Genomic DNA, 18887 nt, shown 5'->3' on the forward strand with positions numbered 1-18887 from the left:
ATATGCTCTAATAGTTTTGATTTATTGAGTATTGATGCAGTGCAATGACCGAGCAAAAAACAGCTTTATCTTTACGTTACTATTTGAATTTAGACGAGTCACAAGATGGATTTTCATTAGTGACGTTTGGGAAAAAGCAATTTACCCGTTTTCTAACACCTGCGATTAGTATTGCAATTATTATTTGGGGATTTTATTTAGGCCTTTCAGGGGTTGGTCGATATTATATCGCTTTAGGTATATTTTTTCTGGTAATGCAAGGTTTAATGCGTTATTGGCTTTTACCAATGTTATTTAAGCGTCAATTTGTTCGTTACCAGTTTGGAAAGAGTGAGCAGGGAATCGATCTATATCAGGATTATTTTGAGCTTTATGCTAATGGGCGTAAGCAAGTTATGCAATATGCAGAGGTGCAAACCTTTGCGAAAGGTAAGTTGACTTACATGCTAGAGCTAAAAAATAAAACTGTAATTATTGTGCCAAAGCGAGCGTTTGCACAGGTTTCAGATCAAACTATATTTGAAAATACATTTAAGAAATAAATTATTGGAATTATCAGTCGCAACAACAAAGGAAGCCTAATGAATACACGTCCTTCAAAAATCGTTTGCGTGGGCAGAAGTTATGCCGATCATGTCAAAGAATTAAATAATGCTATGCCTGATAAGCCGATATTATTTATTAAGCCACCGAGTAGCTTGATTGGTTTAAATGACGGTATTTCATGGAATCCAGCTTGGGGCAGTTGTCATTTTGAGTGTGAACTAGTCTTACGCATTGACCAGCCTTTAAAGGGTGAAACAGACCCTGAAAAAGCATTAAAAGCGATTGGTGCGGTGACTTTAGGTCTTGATTTAACCATGCGTGATTTACAGAATGATCTGAAAAGTAAAGGTCACCCATGGGAGCGTGCAAAAGCTTTTGATGGTGCTTGTGTTTTGTCAGACTGGGTCGATGTGAGCGAAATTAAAGATTGGCAAGAAACCAAATTCACTTTCCATATTAATGACGAGTTACGTCAGGATGGAAATACTGCACTATTAATGTTTACGATTGGCGATCTGTTAACTGATATTAATCAAGTCTTTTCACTCGAGCCGGGTGATGTGATTATGACAGGCTCACCTGCTGGTGTTGGGCCATTGCATTCGGGTGATCAGTTAAAAATGACATTAAAAGGTGCAACACAGGATTTTGTGTGGAAAACTTTTGTAAAAGCATAATTCGCTAAACTACTTATTTATTAACCCTATTATTTTTTAATAATAGGGTTTTTTATAATTTAGAGGTTCTAGGACACGAGGTATTCGTGAGAGGTTCTACTTTCTTATTTCTCTTCCAAAATTGTTGAAAGGGGAATAGAAAGTTTTGCAGCTAAATAGTCATTAGACTCGATTAAGGCCGGACCAATTTTTTCCATCCATTCATCATCGTCATGAACATTTTGAACATCTTGACGTAAAGGTAATGGATATGGAAGAGCTGTAAAGAAAGTCCAAAAGTCGACTTGAGACAAATTACGTGCAAGAACATATTCATCTTTATCCGTGCGTTTAACCAAATTTTGCTCTTCAAGTAAAATTACATAAGCTGGCCAGCGGCCAATTTCTCCGCGGCCTAAAATCTCTAAAGCTTCTTTATCTGTTACACTTTCACCAAGCTTTTGTTTTTTATAAAATAATTCAAGTATATCTAATAGCATTAAAACAGGGTGACGTTTCTGCTCTTTACCCGAATGAAAAGCAGTTAGAGCAAAACTGACTTCTACGCCTAGTAAAATAATATTCCATGAAAGAAAGATCCATAACAGGAAAATTGGTACTGCTGCAAATGCACCATAAATAATTTCATAACTGGTGAAATTTGACATCACAAAGCTAAATAAATTTTTGAGTATTTCAAAAAGTGCTGCACTTAAACAAGCGGCAATGCCTGCTGCATAAACTGGTACTGTGCGATTGGGAATAGTCCAATATAAAATGAAGAACCCCAAAATAGTGAGGACAAAAGAAATTAGCCAGAGGAGAAATGCACCATCAAGTTGATAACCTGTGAAGTTATTACTTAATAAGTTCATCGATGCAACAGTTGATGAAATAACGAATGCACTACCTAAAATAATAGGGCCAAGTGAAATAATGGTCCAGTAGCGCATAAAGCCCATAATGCCGCTACGCGTTTCTTTTACCCGCCAAATACGATTAAAAACGGTTTCAATTGAAGTTAGCATTAAAACTGTCGTGACGAATAGAAATAGCACACCAATTACAGTTAAATTACTGGATTTTTCGGTAAATGCATTAAGTGCTTTATCAAATGCGATGGTACTTTTAGGTAGAAAGTTACTATAAATTAAATGTTGAAGCTGTTGTCTTGCAGGTTCTAACGCTTTAATTGAAGAAATAATTACTAAAAAAACTGTTAGCATCGGCACAACGGCAAAAAGAGTCGTATATGTGAGGGCACCAGCTTGTTCCCGGCAACGATCAGCTTCAAAACGCTTAAATACATATAAAACGAACTGAAACCAGGTTTTATTATAAAAAGGAAGTTTCTTTAAAAAACGTTGTAACATACGTCGTCTATCCCGATTTTTTTAGTCATCATGTTGGGCGATTGATAGCTTAGCAAAGTATTAGCTTAAGAACTTAAATAGTAGATTAAAGCAAAATAATAACTTAAAGAATGAAAGTCATTCTGTAAGTTTACTATGCGCTATAGAAAAAATTGTAGCAATAATCTTTTGATGGAAGTCACATTTCTCTTATCAGGTTATAAGATTAATCAAAAAGATTGCTCTTTTTATCTGATAGGTTTGAGAAAGTTACGCAGCTTACCTTCAGTACTACACGATCAATCGCTTCTAGAATTTCATAATATTGGCTTCGCCAAAAAAATAAAAAATACCGTATAGTGTTCTTTTTAACAAAATTCATGAAACCGATGCAACCTTACGTTCTTGTACTTTATTACAGTAAATATGGTTCTACTAAAGAAATGGCTTATTTAATTGCCAATGGTGTTCAATCTGCGGGCATGGCAGTGAAAATTCGTACAGTACCGAATATAGCTCCAGTCGTAGTCGAAGCCGAACCAAGTATTCCGGCAGAAGGTGATATTTATTGTACTTTAGATGATTTAGCAAATTGTGCTGGTTTGGCTTTAGGTTCCCCAACTCGCTTTGGCAATATGGCGAGTGAAATGAAGTATTTTTGGGACCAAACGACTAGTCTCTGGCTAAATGGGGCATTACACAGTAAGCCAGCTTGTGTTTTTACTACTTCCGGATCAATGCATGGTGGACAGGAGAGTACGTTACTCACGATGCTACCTCCCTTATTTCATCATGGGATGATGATTTTGGGATTACCAAATGCAATTCCAGCTTTATCTAATACTAAAACAGGTGGAACACCGTATGGGGCAAGTCATGTAAGCGGGCCTCGCCATGATCAGAGCTTAAGTCAGGATGAAAAGATTTTGTGTGAAGCTCAAGGCAAACGTTTAGGTGAGGTTGTTAAAAAGCTGCTGGCTTCACTTTAGACAGTTAAAAAAAAGAGCGGATATCCGCTCTTTTTCATTTGCACAATTTATTCTTTTACAAAGGTAACTTTGCCATCTGTAAGAGAATGAACACGTGCTAATGATTCAACTCGATAGCCTTTTTCAAGTAATAAGTCACGGCCCGGTTGGAATGATTTTTCAATCACGATACCGACACCCACAACTTCTGCATTTGCTTGGTGAATTAAATCAATGAGTCCTAATGCCGCTTGACCATTTGCCAAGAAGTCATCAATAACTAATGCTTTATCAGTTGAATGAAGATGTTTGTTTGAAATCGCAATCGTACTTTCAGTTTGTTTAGTAAAACTAAATACTTTAGAACGATATAAGTCGTCTTTTAATGTCAATGACTGATATTTACGAGCGAAAATTACAGGTACACCAAGTTCTAAACCTGCCATGATTGCAGGTGCAATACCTGATGCTTCAATGGTAATAATCTTGGTAATCCCTGCATCTTTAAAGCGAGCGGCAAATTCTTTACCAATCTGCTGCATTAATACAGGATCAATTTGGTGGTTTAAGAAAGCGTCGACTTTCAAGACTTGATCAGATAGAACGATACCTTCTGTTAAGATTTTCTGTTCTAGTGCGTGCACGGGAGAATCCTCTAGACGAATGCTTTTTAAAGCAAATGCGTATTTTAAAAAGCATCCGAAAAAATGCAAGCTTTAATTCGTCTTACCTGTATAACTTGTTAATAACAAACCATAAGATGTTTTGCCATCAATATGGCTGACTTTAACTGGTAAGTAGTCTAATTTCGGTGCTAACCAGAAAATAGTATTACGGTCTGGTCTGCCATGTTCTAAAACAACTTTTATGGTATCAAAGGTGCCATAAGAGGTTTTAATTTTTTCATTGCCTTGTTTTACAAAACGACGATTTTCAACTTCTTTTGCATCGGCAAGAGGGTATGACGTTTTAAGTGAACCATTCTTTAAATCTTCACGAACTTGTAACTCTGCATTTAGCTCATCAAGTACGCCAGGCTGCAAAGCAAATGAACGAGCTTTATCATCTTTTTTGGTAGAAATAGTTTTACTGTTTGGATTAAAGTTAATATTCATCGTGTTGTTATGAATCAAAATTTTGCTGGTACGGCTAAAACTTTGAGATCCAATTTTACCATTAGCAAAGCTAAATTTACTTATTTCACTTGCAGAAGCAATTCCACCTGCTTTTGCAGTGAAATTGTAAGTCCAATTATTACCTTGTTGGCTTAAGGCACGTGTAGCTGAACCCATACCTTTATTATTATAAGTAAACTGATAATTTGCTTGAAATGGGCTCATGGCAAGTGCATGGCTTGAGAAGCCTACAAAAAGCAAAGTGGTTGAAATACCTGTTGCGATGCCAAATGATTTCAGAAATTTTGTTGTCATAAGTAAATATCCTTGTACAGACTGAAAAGTCAGTGCTGATGCATCTATAGCTTAAACATATTATGCCTGTTGATCGTGGAGAAAAAATCAGGGTTTATGCTAAATGTGTAATCTATTTGTGTTTTTTGGCAGTTAATTCATTTTTACTCATAAGAACCTTATACATCTTTTTGCTGGATTGGCGTGATTTCAGAATCTTCTAATTCATCTTCAAAATCATCGTCCTGATCGCGATAAAGCAGAGCTGCTAAATTAACATTTCCAAATACAACTAATTCAGCTTCACGAACTCGGGCGTAATTTACATGTACTTTAGCTAATGTGTCGATAATACTAGCCTTTTTACCAAACCAGCGGTTGAGGTCAAGAAATATAAGCTCATCACGTTCTTTTGCTACATTAAAACGTTCAAGAATCATTCCTAAGGGATCTTTTTTCAAAATTTTATGGTAGTAAAAAACTGCAGCTTTTACGGCAATCTTTTGCCAAAAGTTTTTATATTTTGCTTCAATAATTTGTGTATTACTAATTTGTTCAAAAACTAAGAGCTGTTGTTCTTGATTAAATTCCATCTGAATCAGTTTTAAATCAACAGATAATGTCGTCTCTAGGCCTTTTACATGCATGGTTGCATATAACCTTAACCAGTCATGATAAAGATCAGCGTGGAGGTCATCTAGAAATTCAACATTATTGGTGACATAACGTTGTAAAGTCGCATTCAGAAAGGTTTGTGATAGCGTAAAATCTCTTTCTTCTTCAATGAATGCTTCTGCTTTTTGGTAGACTTTTTTAAGGCGTCTGACTAATGAGGAAAATAGCGTTTGCATAAAAGAACTTCCAGAAGATAATTTACTTAAGAACCAACACAATCTTTATTATGATAAAAAACGAGTTTTGATATTGCAGTGTAACAAATTTAATTGATACATTTTGACAAAATGAAAATGGATAAAACTCTATATTTGAAGTGAATCACACTTTTATCCAGATTTGAATATCAGTTTATATTTTATTCGGTATTAAACCGTGGGGAAAAGGCATTTATATGCTTTTAAAATTATGTTGAACAAAAAAAGTCTATCTACAGAGTCTTTTTATCATTGGTGGCAAGACCGCGTCTTTATTGCTGCGACAATATTGGCAATCTTACTGCATACTTTTGTATTGCTCATTCACTTTGCGATGCCTAGTCTGTCAGAGCAGTCAACTAAAGAAATTGCAATTTCGATTCGATCAAGCAATGAACCAGTTCAGCAGGCAGACTTTTTGGCGCAAGCAGACCAGCAAGGTTCTGGTGCGTTTCGTGAAGCCCACCGTACCTCTAGTAATACTCCAAATCCTATGCCTAATGATGCTTCAACTGGAGATGCACAATTAGAAACTTTGCAAAAGGTTCAGCAACAAAGAGAGCTTAAATTTGAAGAAAAAGTCTTAATGACTGTTTTGAGTTGGCAAAAAAAAGCTAATGCGACTCAAAGGAAAAAAGAATTAGAACAATTACAAAGCCAATTTCAGGCAAAAGCTGCAATGGTGGCAAGTCTTGAAGCCCAATATTTACAGCGTCAGCAAGACTTTAGTCGTCAGCAAAAAATTAAAACATTAGATGGGATTCAAGCAAAAAAAGATGCATCGGCAGCCTACTTGGACAAATTCCGTGAAAAAGTAGAGTTATACGGTAATCGATATTATCCAGAGCAAGCCAAACAAGAACAGTTAAAAGGCGAGGTTCGTTTAATGGTTATTTTGAATGCACAGGGCGGAATTCGTGCAATTCGATTACTTGAAAGCTCAGGGCATTCAATTCTTGATGAAGCAGCTAAATCGTCAGTAAGACGTGGAGCACCATTTGGACATTTTGATGCCAACATGAAAGATATTTCTGAGTTGCGTATTGTGCGTACTTGGCGTTTTGACCCAGCTCAAGCAGAATTTGAAGTGCATTAATAAAAAATGTGGATAAGTTTTAGCTTATCCACATTGGTTTTAGTTAATTAGATAAAATCTCATCTGAAGGCAGATTATGTTTTTCATCTAATTTGTAATGATTAAATCTGTTCTTGGTAGGGATTGGCTATATTCAGTTTTGCTAGAATTTCAACTTCCAGCCCTTCCATTTCTTCAGCATCTTCATCACTGGTTTCGTGGTCATAACCCAATAAATGCAAAACACCATGTACCAATAAATGTGCAAAGTGTTCTTGTGCTGTTTTCTTCTGTTCAACCGCTTCTTGCAATACAACTGGAATACAAATGACTAAATCACCCAGAGGAAAGGCATCGAGCATTGGTAAAACTTCTTCAGGAATATCACTTGGGAAAGATAAAACATTGGTTGGTTTGTCTTTCTCGCGATATTGCAGATTAAGTTGTTGGCTTTCTGCTAAATCGACACAAGCAACGCCAATTTCACAATCTTCTTTATAACCAACGTGGCGTAAAGTTGTCTCAATAATTTTTTTGAGTTGAGCTCGTTTGAGCTCTAACTCAGGTAATTGAAGGTCTTGTTGTAAACTTAAACTGATTTTCAAAATGAATCCTTAAGCATCCTGATGTTGCAAGTCTGCTGCTGTATCGTTTTCAGCAACTAATGCTTCCTGACGGGCTTTACGTTCAGCACGTGCTTCAGCATTAAGACGCTGTTGTTCACCATCCCAACCTTCATAAGCCTCAACGATTTTTTGAACCAGTTGATGGCGTACAACATCTCGGGAATGGAAACGGGTAATATGAATTTCTGTAATATTTTCGAGTACGCGAAGTGCGTGTGCTAAACCAGATTGTTGACCTTTAGGTAAATCTACTTGAGTAATGTCACCTGTAATTACTGCACGAGAGCCAAAGCCTAAACGGGTTAAGAACATTTTCATTTGTTCAGGTGTTGTGTTTTGCGCTTCATCTAGAATGACAAATGAATGATTAAGCGTGCGGCCACGCATATAAGCAAGAGGGGCAACTTCAATCACTTGACGTTCGATTAACTTAGCAACTTTTTCGAAACCTAGCATTTCGTAAAGCGCATCGTAAAGAGGGCGTAAATACGGGTCAATTTTCTGAGTTAAATCACCAGGTAAGAAACCAAGCTTTTCTCCAGCTTCTACAGCAGGGCGTACAAGTAAAATCCGCTGGATCTCATTACGTTCGAGCATATCTACGGCGGCGGCAACTGCTAAATAGGTTTTACCTGTACCAGCAGGGCCTACACCAAAAGAAATATCGCTTTGTAAAATACGTTGTACATAACGTTTTTGATTGGCACCACGTGGATTGATGCGGCCTTTTCGTGTCTGAAAATAGACATCTAGTGGCGCATCATGCTCATCCATTTCTTCACCAACCAATTCGAAATTGCGTTCAGTCTGTGAAGATTGAATAAGGAGGTGTAATAAATCGGCACTGATTTGCTGAGATACCTCGGACTCTTCGTAGAGTCGTTGCAATAATGCTTCGGCTCTCCCAACAGCATCTATTTCACCATCTATGTGAAAAACATCTCCACGATGAGTAATTTTGACATCTAAACGCTGTTCAATTTGCTTCAGGTGCCCATTATAGGCACCAAGAATGCTCTTTAAACGTTCCATTGGAATTTCAGGAAATGTTACGGTACGTCGAATCGCTGCAGTCAAGAGAAAACCTTTCAGTAGACTTTAGAATACCTCTACATTACGCCACGTCAGGTTCAAGATTCAAGAGCTCGCCGTAAACAAAATTTAAAGTTTTAATTTCAGTGATCTCTATCTCTGCAAAACGGCCAACCCAAGTTGCATCTCCAACGAAAGTGACCAGACGTGTATTGTCAGCAGTACCAATTAAAATATTAGGGTCTTGATCAGATACTTTTTCAATAAGTACACGTTCAATTTTACCTAACATGGCATCTGTTTTTTCAATACTAGACTGCTTAATGACTTTTTGAACTTGAGCTAAACGTTCTTTTTTAACCTGCTCAGGTGTAGTGTCCGGCAAGTCAGATGCAGGTGTGCCTGGGCGTTTTGAATAAACAAAACTATACGAGTGATCGAAGTCTAAATCTTTGATAAATTGCAATGTTTCTGCGAAATTTTCATCGGTTTCACCAGGAAAACCAATAATAAAGTCACTTGATAAATGCATATCCGGACGAATTTTGCGTAGCTTCGCAATCTTGTCAATGTATACATCAATCGTGTGATTTCGCTTCATTGCTTTTAAAACATCATTCGAACCACTTTGTACAGGCAAGTGTAAATGTGACACCATTTGAGGTAAATCTTCATAACACTGAATAAGCTCGTCAGAGAACTCAAGTGGGTGCGATGTTGTATAACGTAAGCGCCCAATACCCGGAATTTCTGCAACGAGTCGTAACAATTCAGGGAAGGTACAGATGCCACCTTCAAAGGTTTCACCGCGGTAACCATTTACATTTTGACCCAGTAGTGAAATTTCACGAACACCTTTTTCAGCAAGCCCTGCAATTTCTGCAAGTACATCATCTAAAGGTCGAGAAACTTCTTCACCGCGTGTATATGGGACTACACAGAAAGAACAGTATTTAGAACAGCCTTCCATAATAGAAACAAATGCTTTAAAGCCTTCTACACGTGGTTCTGGCAAAAAGTCGAACTTCTCAATGTCTGGGAAAGAGATATCAACAAGTTTAATTTTATCTTTTTTGGGTTTTTCGACTTGAGCATTATGTTGATCAAGCATTTGCGGTAAACGGTGTAATGTTTGAGGGCCAAAAATCATGTCGACATAAGGCGCACGTTTTTGAATATTGTCGCCTTCTTGCGAAGCAACACAACCACCGACACCAATCACAAGATCAGGATTTTTGTCTTTTAGTTTACGCCAGCGTCCCAACTCACTAAATACTTTCTCTTGTGCTTTTTCACGAATAGAACAAGTATTCATGAGTAGGATGTCTGCTTCACCAGGATTGTTGGTTAAAACGTAACCGTGAGAATCCCCTAAAAGGTCTGCCATACGGTGACTGTCATACTCATTCATCTGACACCCTTGAGTTTCAATATAAAGTTTTTTTATTGAAACATCAGTGGTGTGCGTTGGCTGGGTAACAGTGTTTTCTGAGGCAGCTTTGGCACCATCGGGAATGAAGGTTTGAACCGTCATGCAGGCTCCTAACAAATCGATCTAAAAAAGAATAAATTGACCCAAAATGGGGCAAATCATTTATTATAGCAGCATTTGGGCTGAACAGATAACAGTAAAGTCTTAGAACACGAACAGGTTTTTTTGAAATAAATAATGTAAATTTTAATGATGCTGAATCAGATAGTTACATAACACAACAAAAGAAAGCACGAAGAATAATTAAACTATGTCCTGAAGGTGAATAGTCAGGGTTTAACACATTTATGAGACCAAGTAGAAAGAGCTCATCAATCGATAGTCGTGTAATGAAAAATAAATATATGCATCGTAGCTGGTTAGGAGCTATGTGTTTACTTGGTTGTTCATTTACCTATGCTGCCGAAGAGCAGTTTAATGATGCATTAAGCGCTGCAAATAGTGGCAATACTGCATTATTAGATCAATACCAGCTTGCTATGCAAAATGATGTTTTGGGATATTATCCAGAATATTGGAAACTCAATACGAACCTTGGCTTTCAACCTACTGCCTCTATCGTAAGCTTTGCTCAGCGTTACCCTCAATCAGCAATGGCTGAGAAATTAGCGGCCGATTATGTTGAAGAAAAAGTTAAACAAGCTGACTTCGCATCTGCACAACCTTTATTGTCTTATGTAACGAATCCAGATCAGGCTGAAAATTGTGCATTGGCACAAGTGCGAGCGAAAAGTGGTGACGCATTAGTTTTTGCTGAATACAAAGATGTATGGTTGGCAACCGAGTCACAACCAGAATCTTGTCTGGGTTTGGGACGTATGATGTTATCTAGTCCATTAATGAGTGCACAAGATAAACAGCAGCGTCTTTGGGTGCAGTTACGTTCTGGTTTAACAGGGCAGGCCCTTGCTACAGCACAGACTTTGGGTATGAATTTGTCTTTGGCTCAGCTCAACCAGATTCAGGCTAACCCACTCAATTATTTGTGGAGTGCGCCTAAAACAAATGATACAGACTATGCTTATTTGATTTTTGCATTAGGTCGTTTGGCTAATAATGACTTAAGCAACGCTTTTTCGAATGTACAACGTGTCGCTCAAGGTACACCAGAGAATATACAAAAGTATTTATATCGAACTGTGGCTTATATTGGTGGCACCACGGTCATGAAAAATAATTTCAATCGTGAAGTTCTTCAATATTTTGATGCCAGTTACGGTTACCCTCTAAGTCCTGAAGAGGCTGAAATTTATGCGCGTCAGGCAATTCGTTTTGGTGCTTGGGAAAGTTTAATTCGTGCCATTGATAGTATGACCGTGACACAAAAACAAGAAGATCGCTGGCAATATTGGCTTGCTCGTGCAACAGAGCAGCGCAATGACAGTAATTCAAAAAATACTGCGCAACGTATTTATAAGAAATTAGCTGAAAGTGGCGATGACTATCATAACCTTTTAGCAAAAGATCGTTTGGGTGAGCGTTATAATCATCAACCCTATGATGATCAGCCAACAGCAAGTGATTTAAGACGGTTAGACCAGAATATTCACTTTAATCGTGCTTTTACCTTAAGACGTATTAATGCAAACCCAACCTATACCAACCGCGAGTGGAACTGGGCTGTTCGACAAGCTTATCTTCAACATGATGATGGTATATTGTTAGCTGCGGCAAAACGTGCGCATGATATGGGCTGGTATGATCGTGCCATTTATGCAGCGGATCGCACGAAAAACAAACATAATGATACGTATCGCTATGTGACACCTCATAAGACTAATGTCGTAAGTCATAGTTACAATGCAGGAATTGATCCAGCGTGGGCTTATGGTTTAATGCGACAAGAAAGCCGATTTGTTACCTCCGCACGTTCTCATGTTGGTGCGGGCGGCCTTATGCAAATTATGCCTGATACAGCGAAGTTGATTGCACGTCAAATGGGTGAAACCTATAATCCAGCGGCATTAAATGAAATGAACACCAATATTCGCTATGGAACATTTTATTTGTCGATGATTCAGGGGCAATTAAGTAATAATCCTGTATTGGCAACGGCAGGTTATAATGCTGGGCCTAACAGGGCAAGACGTTGGCAACCGGACTACCAAGCAATTTCGGCTGACCAATATACAGAGACAATTCCATTGTTAGAGACCAGAGACTACGTTAAACATGTTATGACCAATGCAACACATTATGGAGTGATATTGGGCCAAGGTGCTCAATCGTTATCACAACGTATGAAAGTCATTCCAATGCGTACGTCGCCTTAACTTTAAGGTGGTTGATAATGGATCTTCTTTTAATTGGCATATTTAAGTTTTAATTAAATGAAATATAGATATTTGGAACTTCGTTCAATACTACAACTTGCATGGTGGCTGATCTGTGCAGGAGTAGGATTGATGAGTTCCGTTTTGCATGCCGAACCTGTTAATTTACAGGGATATGTCATGCATGTACAAATGACACCTGCCGCATGTGCGTTAGATCCTTCTAAGCAAAAACAACGTAAATGTCTTGAAGGATATTCATTGACAATTACGGGCCTTATGCCAGAAACCAATCAAACTGATTGTTCAACAGAAAGTTCAGCCTCCCTTTCTCCACTGCAAGCTAAAGTCGTAGCTCGGGTCATGCCCGACAATAATGCGCGTGTACAGCTTTGGAAAAGTGTAGGGGGATGCATTCCTATGAGCGCAAGTCAATATTTCCGGACTGTCATTAACTTTGCTGAACGTTTGAAAATTCCGGCTAGCCTGACAAGCTCGACGAATGTAGAACTTCAACAGTCAGCCTTAAAACAGCAATTTACTCGCCTTAACCCGAGTTTGCCTCAAAATGGTATTCGTTTTACTTGTCAGTTATCGCGTTCGGATGTTGTCTTAACGGAAGTGAAGGTTTGTTACACGGTAAAAGGTCAATATAAACAATGTGCAAATCATGTGGTATCGAATTGCCCAGGCGAAATCATGATCAAAGGTAGTTATTAAAGAAGATGATCATTTCGTAAAAAAATGCTGACTATGTATTGAATCTTTTTATAAATATTAATTTGTATTTTCTATCAGACTTTTGGTGAAGATGAGTCGCTTTTACATGCATCTGCTACATCTTTAGAGTACAATCTTTGCCGTTTATGATGATTTGGTTAGATAGAATCCCTATTTAGCCCGATTAAGGACACTCATTGGAGACAATTACATGAAGCAACCCGTTCGTGTTGCCGTGACTGGCGCTGCAGGTCAAATTGGTTACAGCTTATTATTCCGTATCGCAAGCGGTGAAATGCTAGGTAAAGATCAACCTGTTATTTTACAATTGCTTGAAGTTCCAGTTGAAAAAGCACAACAAGCGCTTAAAGGCGTAATGATGGAACTTGATGACTGTGCTTTCCCTTTATTGGCTGGCATGATCGGGACTGATGATCCGAAAGTAGCATTTAAAGATGCTGACTACGCTTTATTGGTAGGTTCTCGTCCACGTGGTCCTGGTATGGAACGTGCTGACTTGTTAAAAGTTAACGGTGAAATTTTCATCGGCCAAGGTCAAGCATTAAACGAAGTTGCTAGTCGTAATGTTAAAGTATTAGTTGTAGGTAACCCTGCAAATACTAACGCTTACATTGCTATGAACTCTGCTCCAGACCTTCCAGCGAAAAACTTTACTGCAATGTTGCGTCTTGATCACAACCGTGCGTTGACTCAAGTTGCTCAAAAAGCTGGTGTTGCAGTTGCTGATATCGAGCACTTAACAGTTTGGGGTAACCACTCTCCAACAATGTATGCTGACTACCGTTTTGCAACTGTAAATGGCGAAAGCTTAAAAGACAAAATCAACGATGCGGCATGGAACAAAGATGTGTTTCTTCCAACTGTTGGTAAACGTGGTGCTGCGATTATCGAAGCACGTGGTTTGTCTTCTGCTGCTTCTGCTGCTAACGCTGCAATTGACCATATGCGCGACTGGGCACTTGGTACAAATGGCAAATGGGTAACTATGGGTATTCCATCTGATGGTTCTTATGGTATTCCAGAAGGCGTTATGTTCGGTTTCCCTGTAACAACTGAGAATGGTGAATACAAAATCGTTCAAGGTTTAGAAATTGATGAATTCAGCCGTGAACGTATTAACTTTACGTTAAATGAGCTTGAAGAAGAACGTGCAGCAATTGCTGACATGTTGAAATAATTTATCTTTTTGATAAGTTAAAAAAGCACTCTTTTTAGAGTGCTTTTTTATATTCAATCATTCAAAGAGAAACACAAAAAACAACAAGAAAATATAGGCACTATCATGCATATAAAAAGGTTTTATTGTTAGATTAGTTAATAGATGATTTAAAACAAGTTATAGGAGAACAACAATGTTTGAGCAGCAACCTACTTTAGAGCTTTTATTTGATCAGCTAGGTTTAGATTCAGATGAAGCAAGTATTGAAAACTTTATCAAAACTCATCAGTTGCCAGCTGAACAGAAATTACATGAAGCCTCTTTTTGGTCAAAAGGTCAGAGCGATTTTTTAAAAAGCCATTGGGAAAAAGATGATGAATGGATTGTGGTTATTGATGAACTTAATGAACAATTACACGAAGATAGTGTGAAAAAATAAACGAATAAAATAAAGGCCTGTTTTACATTCAATATATAAAACAGGCCTAATTACATTAAGTGTTTAATGTGTCTTTACTTTTAATTGATCTTTATACCAAGGCTCGTGACGAACAAGGTCAAATACAGGTTGGCCATGAACTAATTCAAGATCACACGTGCTTGTCGATAAATATTTAGTTAACCAATGTCGGGTTAGGGCTGTCTCTTGTCGTGCAGCTGAAGCATAAGCTAAAAAGAAATATATATCCGCATGCTCATAGTGTGCTAAAGGCTTCAAGATTTGCTGAGTAATCAAGGCAAAACGCTTTTCTTTATTTAACTCGAAATAAAGCATATAAGCTTTAGCTAGGTGCAAGGATAAATTCAGATATAAGCTCAATGGCATTTCTTCATATTCCATGCGCGCTTGTTCAAGTAAAACAATCGCTTCTTGTAAAAAGTGAAGCTGTTCTTGGCGAACATGACTTAATATGACAAGTTGCAAACGTAAGTCTGCTCGCTCCAGAGCAAGTTCAGGCGTATTTTCAGTCAAATAAAGTTGGTCTGTTTCACCAATTCTGTTCACAATTGTTTTACTTTCAATAGACATACACCGTCGCCCTTCTTGATCAATAGCATCTATATCGGGTTCTTTTACCAAATTTAAAGAGTAAACTTTAAACCCAGATAGAATTTCCGCTACGAAGCCAAGCTGTAATAGATAATCTCTGTTGTTTTGAAATTAATACTTCATGTAATAAGTTACTTTGAAATATCACCAGTCGATTGGGGTCCGGATTAACAATATGCCATTTCTCATTTTTGTCTTGTAGTCGTAATTGACCACCCCAATCTTCATTCCATTCTGGATGTAAATAATAGACAGTCGAAATAATACGATCATTTTTTTGTTGAGGATTGTCGCGATGTAAAGCATAAAACTCACCTGAATTATAGCGAGCAAAATGAGCTTCAACTTCTTTAATCCCCAAATAGAAGGCTTGATTTAGACTTTGGGAAAATGAAGTTAATGTTGCAACATGTTGTTGAGCAATAGGTAATTGATTATTAATCCAGAGGATATGATCGCTACGAATATTACTTACGATCCCGTTTTGAATACCAGCTTCTCTAAATTCATCAATGTGCTGGCTACATTCCTTAGCGACTTCAGCGCGATATTGATCTGAATAGGCTTGATTTATAATGGCAAAGCCATGTGCATTTAAATCATCTAAAATTTGGCCCAGATTCCATGAATCGGGAAGTGGATGAGAGTGCATAGAACCTCGGATAGATCGTAAAAATATCAAGCAGCCTTATTTTAGATGATCACAACCTTACGAAAGAATATTTTTTTCATGTTAAACTATTTGTTGAATTGAGGAATTAAAGTCAACATGAATTACCGTCACCATTTCCATGCGGGCAACTTTGCAGATGTTATGAAGCATGTGCTTTTGCTACAGCTTCTTAACCGTTTAAATGCTAAAGATAAACCTTATCGTTATATCGATACGCATGGAGGTGCAGGAAAATACGATTTATCTCTGGCGCCTGCACAAAAGTCTGGAGAATTTCTTACAGGCATTCATCGCCTAGTTCAAATATCTGAAATGGAAAAGCGTCAGGCACCTGAAGCAATCCAGCAATATTTGAAGTTGGTAGAACAGCTGCGTTCTGAACAAGGCAAGGGTAGTTATCCTGGATCACCATGGTTCGCGTTGCAAGGCATGCGTGAAATCGATAAAGCAACAATTTTTGAAATGCAACGTGATGTCTTTCAACAATTGCGACACAACATTTATGATAAACGTGCAGGTTTACATGAACGTGATGCTTACGAAGGCTTGCTTGGAGTTATCCCGCCGAAAGAAAAACGTGGTTTGGTCATGATTGACCCACCTTACGAATTAGAGCGTAAGGACTTTCCGCAATTAGTTGAACTTTTACAACAAGCTTATAAAAAATGGCCAACGGGCGTTTTTGCAGTTTGGTATCCAATTAAAGACCGAGCGATGATTGAGCGTTTTGAAAAGAAAATGTTCAAAACCGGTATTCGCCGTCAATTAATCTGTGAAATTTGTGTATGGCCAGATGATACACCTGTAGGTTTAAATGGTTGTGGCCTATTAGTGATTAACCCACCATGGCAGTTCTCTGAACAAGCTGACCAAGCTCTACAGTGGTTATTCCCTCATCTACGCATGCAAGAAATTGGTGGTCACGCTGCTGTTCGCTGGTTAGTAGGTGAGTAACAGTTAACTTAAATCAATGCACATGTTTGGAATAGAAAATAATGACAAATGCGCCTAAACCAGAGCAAGATTTAACTCATAATGAACATTCATTTGATGGGATTACATTCGAAGTGGTTGAAGAAGAGGATAATCCGGAAGGACAAAAAGTAAAGCGCCGAGGAATCTACCTTTGGCCTAACTTAATTACGACAGCCGCTTTGTTGTCTGGTTTCTATTCCATCATTGCAAGTATGAATGGGGATTTTACCCAAGCTATTTATGCCATTTTTATTGCAGCGCTACTTGATGGTCTAGATGGCCGAGTAGCTCGAGCGATCGGTGCACAAAGCGCTTTTGGTGAGCAATATGATTCTCTCTCAGACTTATTGGCTTTTGGTGTTGCTCCTGCAATGCTTATGTATAGCTGGAGTTTGCATGATTTAGGTCGTATTGGGTTAGCATGTTGTTTTGTTTATACGGCATGTGCAGCTTTCCGTTTAGCACGTTTTAATGTTCAGATAGGTGTCGTTGATAAGCGCTATTTTATAGGAATTGCGAGTCCACTGGCTGCCATTATCATTATTTCACTTGTGTGGGTTGCTCGCGATTATCCTTTCATTTTTGATTTACGTGATATTGCGATTAAAATTATTAATGCTGTGCTTATGGTTGTTGTGGGATTACTCATGATATCCAATATTAAATACTACTCTTTCAAACAAATGGATCGTAAACGCGTTCCCTTTGTAGTTATGTTGCCAGTAGTACTGATTTTTGCCGCAATCACTTATAATATTCCAATGGGCATTTTGACTGTTTCAATTCTCTATGCTCTCTCTGGTTTTGTTACGACATTATTTGCACGCAAGAGTAATGAAACAATAAAAACATAAAATAGAAGAGGTTCGGTATGCCTATGTTGATGAGTCAAATTAATCAATTACAGCAGCTGGGCCTTAATGCCAAAGAGGGGGTTGTATATCAACCTTCTCGAGGCTTCTTCAAGATTGTTTATCAAGGCTTAATCCTTCCAAATTTACCGGCCCCACTGCGTTATTTTAATTACATTAGCCTGGTTGGACAGCCGCGCATTCCTCTTTGCTATAACACTCACACAATTACGACTTCAGCAATCGATACGGCAACTGTACTTGTAAGTAATAGCCAGCATAGTGTGGGACATTTAAAAACTTATTCTATTCGGCGGCAATGCCAGTTTGACTCAAAACAATATCAGTTTGATAAAACAGATTTGATTGAGTGGAAAATTCCAAAGATCCACCTTCAGCGATTAGACCCGGAAATGGGTTGTAATCTTACTATTCATATTTCAGAAAATATCTCTAATACCTCTGCATTGCAGTGGGGCGTTTCGGACTATTGGTCAACACTATGTTTGTGTGAGGGCGAAGTTTTTTATAAAGGACAAAAATATCAAGTCGAAGGATTGGGAAGGTTCAAACACGCAAGAGCTCTACATTTACCATTTTTATCTTTATGTTTTTATACATGCCAAATTATTAACTTAAATGAAACGGCTCAGCTTACATTTTCACAAATAAGAAATCAGTGGAATATCATCTTATGTTCAAGATTAGATATTCAAGAATTTGGTAATCCTGTTGAAAGCTTTACCGAAGATGTAAATTTACATATCCATCGGGTTTATCCAAAAGTTAAAACACCGAACGGTAAAGAGATGTATTTGCCCAGAGAGTTTTCTTGGCAGTGTAAGAAAAATGGAAAAATTATTTTCGAACTTTATGCACAAAGCCGTGGTGACTACAAGTTTGGATTAGCTGCAGGATATGTAGGAAGCTTTCAATACCAATTAAGCTGGAATGAACAGTGTCTACAAGGTGAAGGTGGATATTGTGAATATATTGATTGTCGCCCACTCAGGTGGCAGGAAAAGAACCAAGACGAGAAAATTTTAGATAAATTGATGCTTTTACAACCATGTTTATATAAAAAATGACTAATTTTAGCTTTTTTGATCAAAAAGCGAACTGTCGTTATGGGAATA

General features: G+C 37.9%; 19 protein-coding genes and 1 pseudogene. 11 read left to right on the plus strand and 9 right to left on the minus strand.

Annotated elements, in window-relative coordinates; genetic code table 11:
• Nucleotides 1-44: 44 nt before the first annotated feature.
• Nucleotides 45-542, plus strand: coding sequence for a YcxB family protein (locus I5515_RS15650; RefSeq protein ID WP_199968402.1), 498 nt, complete (start codon nucleotides 45-47; stop codon nucleotides 540-542).
• A 12-nt stretch (nucleotides 543-554) separates the two neighbouring features.
• Nucleotides 555-1223 carry a fumarylacetoacetate hydrolase family protein gene (locus I5515_RS15655; RefSeq protein ID WP_320159798.1) on the plus strand — a complete coding sequence of 223 codons (669 nt, stop codon included), beginning with the start codon at nucleotides 555-557 and terminating at the stop codon, nucleotides 1221-1223.
• Between the two features lie 104 nt (nucleotides 1224-1327).
• Here I5515_RS15655 and I5515_RS15660 read toward each other — a convergent pair whose 3' ends face one another.
• Entirely contained in the window at nucleotides 1328-2575 is a 1248-nt protein-coding gene (locus tag I5515_RS15660) for a YihY family inner membrane protein (protein ID WP_199968405.1), read from the minus strand.
• A gap of 359 nt (nucleotides 2576-2934) precedes the next feature.
• On the opposite strand from I5515_RS15660, the gene wrbA reads away from it, so the two are divergent.
• Nucleotides 2935-3543, plus strand: coding sequence for an NAD(P)H:quinone oxidoreductase (wrbA, locus tag I5515_RS15665; protein WP_199968411.1), 609 nt, complete (start codon nucleotides 2935-2937; stop codon nucleotides 3541-3543).
• 47 nt (nucleotides 3544-3590) lie between these two features.
• Here wrbA and I5515_RS15670 read toward each other — a convergent pair whose 3' ends face one another.
• From I5515_RS15670 to I5515_RS15680, 3 genes are all read right to left on the minus strand, one after another.
• The gene (locus tag I5515_RS15670; RefSeq protein WP_002119547.1) at nucleotides 3591-4166 is read right to left on the minus strand and encodes a xanthine phosphoribosyltransferase; all 576 of its coding nucleotides are present in this window, start codon (nucleotides 4164-4166) and stop codon (nucleotides 3591-3593) included.
• A 72-nt stretch (nucleotides 4167-4238) separates the two neighbouring features.
• Nucleotides 4239-4952: a DUF3108 domain-containing protein gene (locus I5515_RS15675; protein ID WP_199968412.1), complete on the minus strand. Its 714-nt coding sequence runs from the start codon at nucleotides 4950-4952 to the stop codon at nucleotides 4239-4241.
• A 158-nt stretch (nucleotides 4953-5110) separates the two neighbouring features.
• Nucleotides 5111-5782: a hypothetical protein gene (locus tag I5515_RS15680; RefSeq protein ID WP_199968414.1), complete on the minus strand. Its 672-nt coding sequence runs from the start codon at nucleotides 5780-5782 to the stop codon at nucleotides 5111-5113.
• Nucleotides 5783-6014: 232 nt separating this feature from the next.
• Here I5515_RS15680 and I5515_RS15685 point away from each other — a divergent pair, with 232 nt between their 5' ends.
• The gene (locus I5515_RS15685) at nucleotides 6015-6899 is read left to right on the plus strand and encodes an energy transducer TonB (RefSeq protein WP_199968416.1); all 885 of its coding nucleotides are present in this window, start codon (nucleotides 6015-6017) and stop codon (nucleotides 6897-6899) included.
• A gap of 101 nt (nucleotides 6900-7000) precedes the next feature.
• On the opposite strand, the gene ybeY is transcribed toward I5515_RS15685, so the two are convergent.
• From ybeY to miaB, 3 genes are read right to left on the minus strand one after another with little or no spacing between them, the layout of a single operon-like run.
• Nucleotides 7001-7483: an rRNA maturation RNase YbeY gene (ybeY, locus tag I5515_RS15690; RefSeq protein WP_199968418.1), complete on the minus strand. Its 483-nt coding sequence runs from the start codon at nucleotides 7481-7483 to the stop codon at nucleotides 7001-7003.
• A 9-nt stretch (nucleotides 7484-7492) separates the two neighbouring features.
• A complete protein-coding gene (locus I5515_RS15695; protein WP_199968420.1) occupies nucleotides 7493-8581 on the minus strand; it encodes a PhoH family protein in 1089 nt (362 codons plus the stop codon).
• Between the two features lie 37 nt (nucleotides 8582-8618).
• Nucleotides 8619-10070 (minus strand): tRNA (N6-isopentenyl adenosine(37)-C2)-methylthiotransferase MiaB, encoded by a 1452-nt coding sequence (gene miaB, locus I5515_RS15700; RefSeq protein WP_199968421.1) that lies wholly within the window; start codon nucleotides 10068-10070, stop codon nucleotides 8619-8621.
• Between the two features lie 287 nt (nucleotides 10071-10357).
• On the opposite strand from miaB, the gene I5515_RS15705 reads away from it, so the two are divergent.
• The 4 genes from I5515_RS15705 to I5515_RS15720 all read left to right on the plus strand — a co-directional run bounded on the left by I5515_RS15705 (nucleotide 10358) and on the right by I5515_RS15720 (nucleotide 14640).
• A complete protein-coding gene (locus tag I5515_RS15705) occupies nucleotides 10358-12301 on the plus strand; it encodes a lytic transglycosylase domain-containing protein (RefSeq protein WP_199968422.1) in 1944 nt (647 codons plus the stop codon).
• A 57-nt stretch (nucleotides 12302-12358) separates the two neighbouring features.
• Nucleotides 12359-13021, plus strand: coding sequence for a ribonuclease T2 family protein (locus I5515_RS15710; RefSeq protein ID WP_199968424.1), 663 nt, complete (start codon nucleotides 12359-12361; stop codon nucleotides 13019-13021).
• Between the two features lie 211 nt (nucleotides 13022-13232).
• Nucleotides 13233-14219 carry a malate dehydrogenase gene (locus I5515_RS15715; RefSeq protein WP_199968426.1) on the plus strand — a complete coding sequence of 329 codons (987 nt, stop codon included), beginning with the start codon at nucleotides 13233-13235 and terminating at the stop codon, nucleotides 14217-14219.
• A gap of 175 nt (nucleotides 14220-14394) precedes the next feature.
• Nucleotides 14395-14640 carry a DUF2789 family protein gene (locus I5515_RS15720; RefSeq protein ID WP_002119522.1) on the plus strand — a complete coding sequence of 82 codons (246 nt, stop codon included), beginning with the start codon at nucleotides 14395-14397 and terminating at the stop codon, nucleotides 14638-14640.
• A 63-nt stretch (nucleotides 14641-14703) separates the two neighbouring features.
• Here the strand turns inward: I5515_RS15720 and I5515_RS15725 are convergent, their stop codons facing one another.
• Both I5515_RS15725 and I5515_RS15730 read right to left on the minus strand, forming a co-directional pair.
• Nucleotides 14704-15231 carry a hypothetical protein gene (locus tag I5515_RS15725; protein ID WP_199968428.1) on the minus strand — a complete coding sequence of 176 codons (528 nt, stop codon included), beginning with the start codon at nucleotides 15229-15231 and terminating at the stop codon, nucleotides 14704-14706.
• Between the two features lie 67 nt (nucleotides 15232-15298).
• Nucleotides 15299-15904: a 2OG-Fe(II) oxygenase gene (locus I5515_RS15730; protein ID WP_199968430.1), complete on the minus strand. Its 606-nt coding sequence runs from the start codon at nucleotides 15902-15904 to the stop codon at nucleotides 15299-15301.
• 117 nt (nucleotides 15905-16021) lie between these two features.
• Between I5515_RS15730 and I5515_RS15735 the strand changes: the two genes are divergently transcribed.
• The 3 genes and pseudogenes from I5515_RS15735 to I5515_RS15745 all read left to right on the plus strand — a co-directional run bounded on the left by I5515_RS15735 (nucleotide 16022) and on the right by I5515_RS15745 (nucleotide 18843).
• The gene (locus I5515_RS15735; protein WP_199968432.1) at nucleotides 16022-16879 is read left to right on the plus strand and encodes a 23S rRNA (adenine(2030)-N(6))-methyltransferase RlmJ; all 858 of its coding nucleotides are present in this window, start codon (nucleotides 16022-16024) and stop codon (nucleotides 16877-16879) included.
• Nucleotides 16880-16920: 41 nt separating this feature from the next.
• The gene (gene pssA / locus I5515_RS15740) at nucleotides 16921-17754 is read left to right on the plus strand and encodes a CDP-diacylglycerol--serine O-phosphatidyltransferase (RefSeq protein WP_199968434.1); all 834 of its coding nucleotides are present in this window, start codon (nucleotides 16921-16923) and stop codon (nucleotides 17752-17754) included.
• Between the two features lie 17 nt (nucleotides 17755-17771).
• Nucleotides 17772-18843: pseudogene (locus I5515_RS15745) on the plus strand (DUF6670 family protein).
• Nucleotides 18844-18887 lie beyond the last annotated feature (44 nt).

The organism is Acinetobacter calcoaceticus, assembly GCF_016508255.1.
GTDB lineage: Bacteria > Pseudomonadota > Gammaproteobacteria > Pseudomonadales > Moraxellaceae > Acinetobacter > Acinetobacter calcoaceticus_E.